Source organism: Paenibacillus sp. FSL H7-0690 (assembly GCF_037980415.1).
Classification (GTDB): domain Bacteria; phylum Bacillota; class Bacilli; order Paenibacillales; family Paenibacillaceae; genus Paenibacillus_AQ; species Paenibacillus_AQ odorifer.
Genome location: NZ_CP150281.1, coordinates 2,326,880 through 2,340,438, shown reverse-complemented (window position 1 = coordinate 2,340,438; position 13,559 = coordinate 2,326,880). Strand labels below are relative to the sequence as shown.

Below are 13,559 nucleotides of genomic sequence, written 5' to 3'. Positions count from 1 at the left end.
AGGAGGAACCAAGCTAGGCAGGTCATCCGTGAAGTATGGGCTCTATATCGCCATAATATCACATTTGTTTCCATTTATGGAATGAAAATAAATTATTTTCGATCTTATTTTACTTAAGCTGAAGGGATTTGCGTTATCAGCTCCATTTAGCGCCGAAAAAACCCAAGAGACGACACCATTATGGTGTTGTCTCTTGGGTTACATAACATGCTGGCTGAATGTACGGGATTTCTACCGTTCATTTCGCAACTTCCAGCTGGATCAGCTCATTATACGGGAGTTATACCGTTCATTTCGCCACTTCCAGCTGGATCAGCGCATTGTACGGGAGTTCTACCGTACATTTCGCAATTTCCAGCTGGATCAGCGCATTGTACGGGAGTTTTACCGTACATTTCGCCACTTCCAGCTGGATCAGCACAATGTACGGGATTTCTACCGTTCATTTCGCCACTTCCAGCTGGATCAACGCATTGTACGGGATTTTTACCGTTCATTTCGGCGTTTCCAGCTGGATCATCGCATTGTACGGGAGTTTTACCGTTCATTTGGACGTTTCCAGCGGGATCAACACATTGTACGGGATTTTTACCGTTCATTTCGGCATTCCTAGTATGTACAAGAACATTATGCTAGTCAGATATTTATTTTTCTTTCGTTACTATCATGATCAGTAGTAAAAAAATCAAAACTAGTTGAATACCTAAATATATTATAGGAAAAAAATAGATAAGTCTTATCTGATCAAAGTCAGGCTTAATATCAAAAAAACTTAAATCAACAACCCCTGAACCTCTAGACTCTTTTCCTTGTAATTCTTTTAAATAAAATAGAATTCTCGTGCTAGGAACAATACTAATAACTAACCAAGAAATATTGTACCTAAGCTTTTCCGTCTTTAAAGCTATCTTGCAAGACACATTCAGAAGAATTATTGGTGCTGCATACATTATAAACATTTTTTTTACTACTTCTACTTCCAACTTCCCCGTTTTCATTCCCAAATGGTGACTTGTAGGAGTACTTTCATCCTTGTGCTTCTAGATTCACCTTTCAATCTATCACCTCTCACAAGTTATATTCTAGTTTCTATAATTTTACAATGAAAAAATGGAGATACTGAGATACAACAACAAATAAAAAAAGAGCCGTGTTGTGAACACGACTCCCTCTTCATATAAACCGCATCAGTAGCGGCATATTTGCAAGGAGCTTAGCAATAAGCTGTCATCCTTGATTTATTTTTTCGCAATATGAACCTTCAGCTGCTTGCCCTTCACGGTGGTCTCTCTCATCGCTTGCAGCACCATTGCGCCTTTACCGTTCAAAATATCCACGTAGGTCACATTGTCCTGAATCGAGATAATCCCGATATCTTCGGCGGAAATACCTTCAAGTTTTGCTATTGTGCCGACAAAATCGACGGCTCTTAGCTTCTTTTTCTTGCCGCCGTTGAAGTATAGCTTCATAATCTCTTTGTTTAAGCTTTCGCTTTTGTCCTTCTTGCGGACAGGTTGCTTATTGATCTTCTGCTCGAACGCTTCCTTTGCGTAGGCAACTGCGTCGTCCGAAGGAGCTTTCATATGCGGAATGCTGAAGCCAATATAGCTTTCAATTTCAGTTACCCACTTCTGCTCATTCGGAGTGACAAAAGTGATCGCTTTACCCGTCTTGCCTGCACGCGCGGTTCTGCCTGTACGATGCACGTAGCTTTCTTTTTCCAGTGGAATATCGTAATTAATCACATGGGTGATATTCTCGATATCAATCCCTCTAGCCGCTACATCGGTAGCGATTAAATAGCGGAATTGCCCTCTTTTAAAAGCATTCATGACCTCAAAGCGCTCATCCTGCTCCATACCTCCGTGGATCTTATCACAAGGATATTCCAGATCCGCCAATCCTCTGAATACAGCATTTACCTGCTCCTGCGTACGGCAAAAAATAATACAGCTATCCGGATTCTCCACCGTTATGATATCGCTTAGCAAAGAGAATTTGGCAGCTTGTCTCACTTCAATCAACGCATGTTCAATCGTAGCCGTCGTAATTCCACTTGCCTGAATCTCGATATCCGTTGGATCGCTCATATATTTTAGGCACAAATTCTTAATGACTTCGGGTAAGGTAGCTGAGAATAACATCGTTACTCGCTCTTTGGGCAGCTGCTTAATGATCTTCTCGATCTGCTCAATAAAGCCCATGCTCAGCATTTCGTCAGCTTCATCGATGATCAAATATTTGATTCGATTTAGCGGAAGTGTGCCTCTTTCAATATGGTCAAATACGCGTCCAGGCGTACCTACGACAACATGTGTTTTTTGCGTAAGCTCTATCTTTTGAGGGGCAAAGGGCTGCTTGCCGAAAAGAGCAACTGCTTTAATCCGTTTAAAACGTCCGATGTTCGTAATATCCTCTTTCACCTGCATCGCAAGCTCCCGAGTTGGCGTAAGAATCAAAGCCTGCGGCTTATTCTCCACCCAATCCACCAGATCGCAAAGCGGAATACCATAAGCTCCCGTCTTGCCACTGCCTGTTTGCGATTTCACAATCAGATCCTTTTGCTGCAAAGCCACAGGAATTACCTTGCTCTGTACCTCCGTAGGTGTCATAAATTTCAGAACATCCAGTGCTTTAATTATCTCTTCGTCTAACTCATAATCTCTAAATTGCAATTCACTCATCGTTCAACCTCTTCTATGCCGATTGTTCTGGTTAAAGCGGAAACTCCGCGATCCTTCCATCTTGTGCATACTTATCATTATAACAGTTATTGGCGTCCTTGATTCCATTCCTTATAGAACTGGTCCAGAAAATTCAACATGAAATCATGCCGTTCTTCCGCTAACTTGCGTCCATAAGCCGTATTCATTAAGAATTTTAGTTTCAACAGCTTCTCATAAAAATGATTCACAGCCGTCCCTTTGCTATAATCCCTGTATTCCTTCTGCAGCGACTCCTCGCGTGGAGAAACTTCCGGATCATAGGCCGGACGTCCCTTTGCGCCTGAGAAAATAAAGGTTCTGGCAATGCCAATCGCGCCAAGTGCATCTAGTCGATCTGCATCCTGCACCACTTGACCTTCCAGAGTCTGCATAGGTTCTCCTCCACCACCACTAAAAGACATCGTTTCAACGATCAGCATGATATGACGAATTTGCTCCTCCTCTGTAAGGTTTGCCGTAAGCCAAGTGTGGACTTTAAGCAGACCTGCTTCTTTTGACGGATTAAGCTTCTCGTCTGCAACATCATGCAGCAAGGCTGCCATCGTACAGATAAAAACATCCGCACGCTCGATCTCAGCAATTTCACATGCCGTGCTGCGGACCCGATGGGTGTGCCACCAGTCATGCCCCGTAGTATCTTGTCCTAGTTGTTCTTTCACAAATTCTTCCGCCCGGGCTATTATTAAAGGTTGATTCATCGTCAACAAGCTCCCCTCGCCTATGAAATATCGAAGCCCTATTATAGCTGATTGCCTGTCCATTCGCCTACTAAAAATCTTCGTTATAACAAATTCTTACTTGCACGACTCCAAATGATCCGCTATAATCGGCAGTAATCAAAATGTCGAAGGGAATTGATTCTGATGAACACCATAACAATCATGCTGAATCAACTTCATTATTATCACAAACAGCGTTAGCAACCCTGAAATTCTCAGGGAGGCTAACGCTACTCGCGTTGGCCTCCCTGCGGCATAGATCACGCGCAGGACCATGAGGTCCTGCGCGTTTTTTTATTTCTAAACTATGCCAATTCAAAGGAGCTACTAACGATGCAAAACATTAAAGGAACTTATGATTACTTCGGAAAAGAGCAGGCGCTCAGAAAGAACATTCAAAATACGCTGCAGGATTTGTTCGAACTCTATGATTTTGAATCCATGGACACCACATTATTAAATGAACTGGAGTTATTAACCTCGAAATATGCAGGTGGGGATGAAATTCTCAAGGAGATGTACCAACTCACCGATCAAGGCAACCGCAAGCTGGGCTTACGATATGATCTGACCATCCCTTTTGCCAAAGTGATCGCCTTAAATCCTGGAATAGTGTTTCCCTTCAAGCGTTATGAGATCGGAAAAGTATTCCGTGATGGTCCCGTGAAACGTGGGCGCCTGCGTGAATTTCTGCAATGCGATGTGGATGTTGTTGGTATTTCAGGACCTGAGGCGGAAGCTGAATTGATGCAGCTGGCCACAGAAGCTTTTCGCAAGCTGGACATCCCGATCATCCTAAAATGGAACAACAGACGTTTTCTCGGTGAGATTCTGGAATCGCTGGGTGTACCTGCCGAGAACCAACTGTCCGTTATGCTAACCTTGGATAAATTAGAAAAAATCAACCTCAGCGGCGTGAAAAATGAATTGATCAGCAAGGAAATAGATCCTACAACCATCGCTGCTATTCTAGAGCTTATTGAAATGGACAATCCAAGCTTTGAGCAGTTATGCCAAAAATATAGTCTTACCGGACAACCGGGAGCAATGGAGGTTCTTGTCCTGCAAAAGCTGCTCCAAGACATTCAGCTGCAGCAGACTTGCCGTTTCGATCCCTTCTTGTCCCGCGGGCTTTCTTTCTACACTGGAACCGTCTACGAGATCTTTGATGCATCCGGTTCCTTTACCTCAAGCTTGGGTGGTGGAGGCAGATATGACGCTATCATCGGACAGCTAGTGGGCAGAGAGGATATTCAATATCCTACGGTTGGCTTATCTTTTGGTATGGAGTCTATCATGGCGCTCCTTGCAGAACGTCCTATCCAAGAGCGCAAGACAGCAGAGGTTATGGTCATTCCGATTGGCGAGACGCTCCCACAGGCTTTAATTGCAGCCGCCGAGCTCCGTGCCTGTTCTATCCGGACCACTCTGGTATCCGGTAAAAGAAAACTTAAAAAGCAACTCGCCACAGCCTCATCCAAAAAAATCCGTTACGTTATTCTGATCGGCGAGAGTGAATCCAGTGTGGATAAGGTGCGGCTGAAGGATATGAAGGAACAAACAGAGGTTATAGTTCCATTAGATGAAGCTATCTACCTTATTACTGGCTAAACTGCTGCCTGATATCCTCCTAAAAAGATCTGCATAAAAAAAGACCCCGCCGGCGACCGGCGGGGTAAAGTCTATATATAAGGGAGGTTATACATGTACTATAACCCTGCAAGCTTAATATTTTATGAAAAAGAGATAAGGATTCCCTTAATTCATTTCAAACCCTTAGATCTTAAACTTATCTACTAACCCCTGAAGCTCTTTGGCACTTTGAGTATTTTCATCGGCCATAGTAACCTCCAGGAATGTTTTTTCCACGATATCCGCCGTTTTCACCGCGATATCCTGAATCCCTATAGCTCCTTCGTTTACTGTAGCAGCTACCTCATTAACGGCAATATTAATACTCGATATGGCCATACTCAAATGATCGGCTGCGCTCTCGAATTGTTTTAACAGCGTATTTACAGTAGCAGCATCACTGTTGTATTGCTGACTTACCTCAGTTAATCGTTCATAATCTGCTAGAACATTCTGATCAATAAAAGAAAGTAATGCCTCAGAATTCTCCTTCATGGATTCAACAGAGGAATATACACCTGTTACCACACCTTGAATTCCAGCCGCAATCTTAGACGACTTCTCCGCCAACTTCCGAATCTCACCAGCTACAACCGCGAAACCTTTGCCTGCCTCACCCGCTCTTGCCGCTTCTATAGCTGCATTCAGGGCCAGCAGATTGGTCTGACTGGCAATGGATAGAATCGTATCCGTCAGTACATTAATCTCTGCAATCGCGCTCGACTGCTCAATCGCTTTTTCCATATCGATTCGCACGGATTCATAAATTTGTTTAGCATTCGTCGTAGATTCTGTTGCCTCATCTTGGAGAGTCAGCGCCCGCTCACTAATTTGTCTAGAAACGGCAGCGCCTTCCTTCACATTATTGGTGATCCCGGATACATTGTTATCAATTTCAGTAATTGCTGCTGTCATTTCCTCTGTGGAGGCTGCGGTCTCTTCCATACCTGCCGATAGCTGCTGCGTAGTCGCTGAATTATCGTGGGCATTTTCCCGCACATCTATAGACAGCTTCTCCAGCGTTTCTGCATTTTCAAGCACTTTGGACGAGATCGTAATTAAGCTTCCAGCCATCTCACGAAGTGTAGCCCGGGTGCTGAACATCGCTTTGGCGATCGTCCCTGTCTCATCTTTGTTTTTAGTCAAATACTCATACTCTGAGTCATGCGTCAAATTCAATTCTGCCGTTTTATTAATCATGTCCGTTAGTTTAACAATCGGAGAAGAGATTTTTTTAGCAAAATAAAGAGCAATCAGCAAGGCAATAATCAAACTTCCCACACCAAGAAATAAGTTGAAATTTCTCATATCAGTGACAGGTTTCACGATTTCATCGAGGTCTGCGGTTAATACAAGCAACCAGTGCGTCTCAGGTAAAACTGTATAGGTTGATTTTTTTTCCACATCTTTATATGTATTATTGAGCAGGCCATCCGCTACCTTCTCACCAGATTTCACACGCTCCATAACAGCTGCGATCTGCGTATTCTCAATAGGCTGACCAATTTGTGTTTTATCCGGATAATATAATTTATTGCCGTTCTCATCCAGTAAATAAGCGTAAGAGCTCGTCGTGTTTACCACTTTGGTATCCGCCAAATACTTAATCATACTATCTGCGGAAACAGCTGACGCAATAAATCCAATCATCTTTCCATTACTCTTTACGGGCTGTACAAAAGCCACTACATAAGCTCCTGTAGATTTTGATTTCAGCGTTTCACTGATCACAGGCTCAGCCGTCTCCATTACTCTTTTCGTATAATCTCTTTCACTAAAATCTGTCCCTATAAGCTTAGTATCACTGTCAGCCACACTAATACCTTTCATATCACTGACTAGAATGTGCTCAAGGTTCCCGGCCTCCTCCACAATGCTTTGAAGACTGGCGTTCACCTCATTCTGAAGCTTATCTCCTTTGTTAACTCCACCATTCCCAGCTTGCAGCAGTAGATTAACAATTTCCGAGCGACTCGCAATAAGCTCTGTGCTTCTCTGCTCTTTTGCTATCATGGCTGATATGGTCTGAGCTTTGTTCGTATTGACCTGCTTCATAGAATTCTCAGTAAGATTCACAATCGCCTGAGTTGATTTCAAATACGTAAATATCCCCATTACAGAAATACATAAAAGGGTCACACCTATCATAACAAGTGATAACTTTAGGCGAATCTTCATATTCTTTTCATCCTTCCGACTGCTTGTTCATTTGCGAACAATGAAATTGTAAATAATACAATTACTATCGGGTGGCAAAGTTGAATAGTGAATATAAATCGCGCAAAAATAAGAAATATATCATAAAATGTCGAAATTTTTCATGTAAATGAATAAAATATCACAGCTTTTAGGTCATATATCCTTCATAAGGTGGTTAACAAGGCCTGTCATCTGTCCTAGATGAACTATGTGGTTCTAGCTGAGAGACAGTATTCGCTTGCATTAATGCACCCTCACTTAACAGTCGTTTAGTTCTACTACGTAAAAATAGACCAGACATCGCAGCGAGTATTTGTTGGAACAACATCCCCGAAATTACTGGAAGCGCAACAGCAGGAGGAAAATATTTCACCGCTAATACAGCTCCCGCACTTAAATTCCGCATACCCGAATTAAACTGTACAGCCACGGAATCTTCATAACTAAAGCGGAAGCGGCGTGACACCAAAGCTCCGATTACATAGCCAAGCACAACGGTTATGAAGGTCACTCCAATTATGATCGCTAATTTGCCATCCGGATGTTTCAGATAACGGGCAATGCTGGCCCCATTAATAGAAACAACTACAAACAATCCGACTTTAACAAACGGAGCAAGCGGCGGTCCACATACCGTATTTACTTTCCCTTTTGTCCATTGATTCAGCAGCATCCCAACTACAGAAGGAATGACTACCATCCATAGCAGCCCTTTCATCATATCGCCTAGCTGAATTTCAACACTCGCTCCCATCAGCAAATATAAGGTACCCGGGACAACAATTGGCGACAAGAGCGTATCAATCAGAATAAGCGCCAATGTCAGCGCAATATTCCCTCCGTACATCGACACCCATACCACACTTACAACACCTGTAGGAATCGCGAACAGCAATACATAACCAGTTACTGTATATGGATCTCCCGGAAAAAAAGCCATGGCTGCAAGCCAGCCGATCAGCGGCATTACAATATGTAAAATTACCATTAGAATAATCAGCTTCTGAGGTTTCAGAAGTACCCCCAGCAGATCCTTTAGATTGGACTTCAAGCTCCCTATCAGCGTCATTACAGCGAAAATCCAGGGCACGAGACCTGTGAACGGCAGCAGTCTGCTTTCGTTAAGTACCCCGACCACGATGGCCGTGGGTGTTAATAACGGCATAATCTTTTCTAGAACAACATTAGATTTGATGAGTCCATTTCTTATATTAGCAAACACTTGGCAGTACACCTTATGTATGAAGCTCATACATCCCTTATCTATGTTTTTTATTCAGTCTACCATAAAAAATAGGAACCAATTCTTAAATTGGTCCCTCGAAGTAATCTATATAGAGTGTTAAACTTCTATGCCTTGTGGAAACAATGCATCCAGTGCTGGGCAGGGTTGCTTATCCAAAAACTGTGCCAATGGCGCTGGCATATTATTGTATAAATCTTTTAGTGAAGTTCCTTGATAAATGTTGCCGATAATCACCGGATGGCAAAGCTCTGAAATCAAAATGTCGCCATTTCCATGCAGATGAAGCTGCTTCTTCCCCTCGATACAGTGAGGAAAATACACACCCGGCTGCTCTTCGAACCCAAGGGCGTCCATAAAGCGGTCCATACAGGTGAAATACAGAATCGTATCTTCTTTCTTCCGTGCGATCAGCTCACTCACTGCATTCTTTAATTGTTCCCGTGCAGCTATAGACTTCCAACCTGTATGATCCATGATAATACTGTTCTGAATTTCATGTGTGCGCACGCCCATTGCGTAGACATGATCGCTGATCTCCTTCATATTATCCTGGGTTTCACTGAACAGCAGCGTCTCCAGTACGGTATCCACACTTGTTGCAGCGAATAGGGTAATATTTTCTCTTATTTTTTCATAGATGCTTGGATGAATATTATAATATTTTGAGAAAGCTTCCGCAGTAGTAAAATTGAAGGAAATATGTATAGTCGTTAATCCTGCGGAGACCAATTGGCCAATTCGTTCAGCATTTAAAAGACTGCCGTTGGAATTTAACTGTGTCTGAATCCCTCTGGATGCGCAGTAGGTTACAATTTCCACACAGTCATCGAATTTCAGCGTCACTTCTCCACCTGATAAGCGTACTCTTTTAAGGCCTGGAAGTTCGTCCAGAATGCGGATGACCTCTTTGGCTTTAATGCTTTGTCCATCATTTCTATTATATGCACAGCAATAATCGCAGCGGAAATTACAGTTCGAAGTTACCCCTATTTCTAACCCTTCCAGCTCATAAGTAAGCGGTTTGTCGAGCTCTAATGCTTTATATCTCATACTCTAATGTCCTCCTGAAAAATAATGAATTTAGTTCAAAAGTTCAACCTTAGAGATTATATAGGTTTATGGCTTAGGTTAATGTGAGTTTTATAACATTCGGATTGCCAGCTATAACAGCTAACGATCGTGACTACGGAAATATCCGTTCTTCCAACCGGATTTGTCTCCAGTTTTCTTTGTTATTACCGTATCAATTGGTCGGATTCCGGAGACAACCTCTGCTAACGAGGCGAATTTTCCTTCGGAAAGCTTTCGGACAGTCGCTAACACGCCACAGTTTCAAAATTTCCTTTACCACTATATATTGGTTATACAATATAATAAAGGTTATATTTTACATTACTTTCACTCTGGATTATATAGACCATTTTAAATTAAAGGAGCTTCTATATGAAGAAAGTTTATCTGTAGGCGTTGTTGGCGAAGCCCCTAAAGTAAGAGAAGAGCACGTGAGCTTCACAAGTATTTCATTTGAGGAATTAGAAGAACACGCAAAAGTCAATGACACAAAGTTACCTACGATCATCAGAAGTTACAATCATATCTCCCTTGTATGGTACTCTCGAAGCGCATTCCTGAATCTCTCCTTCATTCGATTATGTTAATCATTGACAGATTTTCATAAGATCTTATATACTAATAAAAATCCGAAATATAGTATTTTTGGTAAAAAAGAGGAATCTGATATACCGAAAAATTGCCTCATTAGTACTGATTAGTTCTTTACTTCTTGGATCAAGAGGTGTTGTAAGCGCTTCAAGTAGCAACAACAACGATGTCGAAGCACAGATTAGTAAGATTTATCAAGAAAGAGCGGATCTACTGGGAGAACATAAGGCTGGCTACGAAATAGAATATGAAAAGCTAGGGAAGGAACTAGAATCTTTGGGGGTAGATTATTTAACTCCAGAGGAAGCACAAGTTGTAATAGGACAAAAAATTCTTAGGAACAGACAGCTCACAAATACAACCATTTGTTGATTTACCGGCGAGCACAAATATTGTTTGGTCTAGTTTCCGGTCTAACTGGGTCAAAAATGGGGTTACATATGAAGTTCAACATGTAACGGCAGAATCTAATGCTCAAAATTCTGCACTCAAGAATACGGGAGTAACGTTTCTTTCAAACTCAAATTCAAGCGGGGGCTTCCAATCTTTTGGTGTCAGCTGCGACAACTACTCTTGGTTCATTTAATAGTTATGTAGGTGCTACCATAACTATATATGACGCGGTAAAGAACTTTATTTCTGATTCTTATCAAAGTTTAGCATTAATTACTAGTACAGTTAGCGGCGCTAGTGCATATTCTATTCCTACGTTTAGCTATGCTTCAACAACTGGTGCCACAACAAATGCAACAATAAATCAGGGATCATCGAAACAATTTAGTTATACTGCCCTGTATCATAGAGATTCTTCTGCCGCAATAAATTATTATCTCAGCGGGCCTACTGCAACTTCTTTCATAACAAAAATTACTCTTACCGGGATTGATGGTAAAACCGTTCAAACTATTACCCCTGCTATGCCTATGGGTATGGGTTATTTATTGTAATAGATTTCAATTATTTGAAGTTGAGATTTGGAGGGGAATTATGAGATTAAAGGAACCTATAACCTTAATTTCAGTTGTACTATTTTTAGTGCTAATAGGTGTTGCTTTGTTTTTATATAACTACAATTTCCCGAAAAAGGTTAACGTAGAACGTACTGCCGTCGTGTTCACCCTTAACAACTCTTCTTCAGCTAAAAGTACCATAATTAAGGTTAATGGGACACTATATAAACCAATATTTGGTCAAAAGAAATTTGTTGGAAATGTCTCAATAGATGCCTATGACTTCACAAAAGATCAAGAGGTCACTGTATATATCACTAAAAGAAATAAAGGCATAAATATGAGTACTCTATTTTATCTAGACTCCTCCGCACCATACGAAATAAATCAATACGGTCTAATGTGGTTTGATGATAGATTTGAAAACATCAATATTTGGCCATCTACTAACTGGATAGATGTTAAAGAGAAGAATTTGGCTTTCATTGCTACGGGTTCTAATTATGAACAAGCATTACAAACTCAAATAATGATGAGAAAGAAATTTGGTGATATGTTTGTTCCTCATGAATATGATTCGTTAGTTAAATGACTTGAGTATTGCGATTAATGGAATTGATCCGATCAATAGAAAAGCCCTCTGCAGATGCAGAGGCCAATGAAGAACTTACAATTTTTCTGTGCTACTGCTTAATGAACGATAAAACACAACACCTGCTCCGAACTTCGGACTGGTTTCGTATTTTTGGTCTCTTTATGCCCTCAGTTGTGTTCACCTCCAACACTCGAAAGATTGGCGTTAAACGCTTATGAAGACAGCAATCGGCTGCCAGTTACGGCGGCTAATTATCCACGCCATCCATTTATCCATTTTTTCTTGAGATTTTGCATGTGCATAGTTATATCGTTGAGTGTAACCTCCGTATCTAAATAACGTTCTTCATACTTTGGTATTAAAAGATACTCGCAAGCAGCGGCATAGCAGTCCAATTGTTCAACACTCTCGTCTGATATTCTCTCTAAACAGTTGCATTCTGCCCATAAAAAAACCTTAGGTAGATAAAACACCCACCTTCAATAGTATTTATTCAATAGAGAACAGAAAAAACCTATCGCCTCCAAAGAGGCGATAGGTTTAACCTTCGCGGTACCACTCTTTTTGATCGTTGCTGCTTACTCTACTGACTTTCCCATCTCGTTCCAGACAGGCTGTCCGATCAGACCTAAACGCCAGATTGCAATTCCTTTAAGACCATAACGTTTAGCAAGTCCTACCTTAGAATTCACTGAAGATTCGTTTTCGCTATACACAGAGATCCCGAGGATCAGCTTATCCTTACTCACTTGCTGAAGCGCAAGCCGGATGCCTTCATCAACTAAACTCATCGGCTCTGGAACTTTTTTCTCTTGTAAATAATCGTACGCCATAATGACCAAATCATCTGCAAGTGTTCCTAAAGTTTTGTAATCATAACCTTTATAAGAACTATTTAATGGATGAAGAATAACGGTAAGTTTAAGTCCTGCTGCATGTGCTTTTTGTGATAGGTTTTTCACAAAAGCATTGTAATCTGCTTGCACCTTCGCCTTATCACCGGTTAGACCTAGGCCCTCCAGATCCAGGGTAATGCCTTGGAATCCTTTTTGCGTTGCAAGATCTACGATTCCAGTAATCGTCTGTTCTTGAAGCTGCTTATCTTCCAGGTTCTTAGTTAACTCTGATGCGGTGTCTCCAGAGAAGACCATCAGATAAGGAGCTGTTCCACCTGCCGCTGCATTCGTGACAATTGATTCTGGTGTTACGTCACCAGCCGCCTGAGGCCATTTGAAATCAGTCCCCGTTGTGGTGAATTGCCCGCTTTTATCAATCCCACTCCAACCGAAGGCCATAGCATCAAAATTAGGAAGTAAGGAAATCTCACTATAAGAACTCAGCGCATAGAAACCAAGAGTGTACAGCTCAGTCTTCGGCGAAGTAATAGATACGGTCTTCGTGGATTGATTCCAAGCTACACCCGCACCAAACTGCTGGCCGAAGAAGCTAAGGGGAATCATCGTTGTATCCCGGATCGTCTGCGGAGCAACTCCTAACTTCACAACCGCGCCGTTAACACCTGCATTTTTGCTGCCAAGGGTCAGGGTTACCACTTTGGTCCCTGCAGTATCTGTTTTGGTAGCCGTAATTTTCTTCTGCGCTTGATTCCACTCGACATTAATTCCCAAAGCTTCAGATATAGCTCGGAATGGCACCATCGTTGTTCCGCTCATCACAACAGGTTCTACTGGAAATGGTAGTGGATAACCATCCAGCACAATACTAACTCCACCAGCTGTGGCTGCCTGTGTAGTATTTTGGAATAACGCCGTGGTGCCTCCTAGCGAAATAGCCATACATAATACTACTTTACCGATTCGCTTATTCATG

The 13,559-nt window shown here is 41.8% G+C and carries 11 protein-coding genes; 4 read left to right on the top strand and 7 right to left on the bottom strand.

Features of this window, described 5'->3' with window-relative positions; genetic code table 11:
• Nucleotides 1-218 precede the first annotated feature (218 nt).
• On the top strand, nucleotides 219-677 hold the full coding sequence (locus MHI32_RS10065) for a hypothetical protein (protein ID WP_280752718.1): 459 nt from the start codon (nucleotides 219-221) through the stop codon (nucleotides 675-677).
• Here MHI32_RS10065 and MHI32_RS10060 read toward each other — a convergent pair.
• The 3 genes from MHI32_RS10060 to MHI32_RS10050 form a co-directional block, all read right to left on the bottom strand.
• Nucleotides 645-983 (bottom strand): hypothetical protein, encoded by a 339-nt coding sequence (locus MHI32_RS10060; protein ID WP_280767909.1) that lies wholly within the window; start codon nucleotides 981-983, stop codon nucleotides 645-647. The two genes, MHI32_RS10065 and MHI32_RS10060, sit on opposite strands and share 33 nt — an antisense overlap.
• A gap of 255 nt (nucleotides 984-1,238) precedes the next feature.
• Nucleotides 1,239-2,684, bottom strand: a complete 1,446-nt coding sequence (locus MHI32_RS10055; RefSeq protein ID WP_076184329.1) for a DEAD/DEAH box helicase — start codon at nucleotides 2,682-2,684, stop codon at nucleotides 1,239-1,241.
• Between the two features lie 86 nt (nucleotides 2,685-2,770).
• The gene (locus MHI32_RS10050; RefSeq protein WP_076276371.1) at nucleotides 2,771-3,424 is read right to left on the bottom strand and encodes an HD domain-containing protein; all 654 of its coding nucleotides are present in this window, start codon (nucleotides 3,422-3,424) and stop codon (nucleotides 2,771-2,773) included.
• 354 nt (nucleotides 3,425-3,778) lie between these two features.
• On the opposite strand from MHI32_RS10050, the gene MHI32_RS10045 reads away from it, so the two are divergent.
• Nucleotides 3,779-5,056 (top strand): histidine--tRNA ligase, encoded by a 1,278-nt coding sequence (locus tag MHI32_RS10045; RefSeq protein WP_340012281.1) that lies wholly within the window; start codon nucleotides 3,779-3,781, stop codon nucleotides 5,054-5,056.
• A gap of 165 nt (nucleotides 5,057-5,221) precedes the next feature.
• On the opposite strand, the gene MHI32_RS10040 is transcribed toward MHI32_RS10045, so the two are convergent.
• The 3 genes from MHI32_RS10040 to MHI32_RS10030 all read right to left on the bottom strand — a co-directional run bounded on the left by MHI32_RS10040 (nucleotide 5,222) and on the right by MHI32_RS10030 (nucleotide 9,572).
• Nucleotides 5,222-7,255 (bottom strand): methyl-accepting chemotaxis protein, encoded by a 2,034-nt coding sequence (locus tag MHI32_RS10040; protein WP_340012280.1) that lies wholly within the window; start codon nucleotides 7,253-7,255, stop codon nucleotides 5,222-5,224.
• A gap of 196 nt (nucleotides 7,256-7,451) precedes the next feature.
• Complete coding sequence (locus MHI32_RS10035; protein WP_076125035.1) at nucleotides 7,452-8,498, bottom strand: bile acid:sodium symporter family protein; 1,047 nt, start codon at nucleotides 8,496-8,498, stop codon at nucleotides 7,452-7,454.
• Nucleotides 8,499-8,618: 120 nt separating this feature from the next.
• Nucleotides 8,619-9,572, bottom strand: a complete 954-nt coding sequence (locus tag MHI32_RS10030) for a radical SAM protein (RefSeq protein WP_038569765.1) — start codon at nucleotides 9,570-9,572, stop codon at nucleotides 8,619-8,621.
• A 1,163-nt stretch (nucleotides 9,573-10,735) separates the two neighbouring features.
• Between MHI32_RS10030 and MHI32_RS10025 the strand changes: the two genes are divergently transcribed.
• Nucleotides 10,736-11,131 carry a hypothetical protein gene (locus MHI32_RS10025; protein ID WP_139331008.1) on the top strand — a complete coding sequence of 132 codons (396 nt, stop codon included), beginning with the start codon at nucleotides 10,736-10,738 and terminating at the stop codon, nucleotides 11,129-11,131.
• 40 nt (nucleotides 11,132-11,171) lie between these two features.
• Entirely contained in the window at nucleotides 11,172-11,726 is a 555-nt protein-coding gene (locus MHI32_RS10020) for a hypothetical protein (RefSeq protein WP_076191281.1), read from the top strand.
• 581 nt (nucleotides 11,727-12,307) lie between these two features.
• Here MHI32_RS10020 and MHI32_RS10015 read toward each other — a convergent pair.
• Nucleotides 12,308-13,525, bottom strand: a complete 1,218-nt coding sequence (locus tag MHI32_RS10015) for a stalk domain-containing protein (RefSeq protein WP_254847646.1) — start codon at nucleotides 13,523-13,525, stop codon at nucleotides 12,308-12,310.
• Between the last annotated feature and the right edge of the window lie 34 nt (nucleotides 13,526-13,559).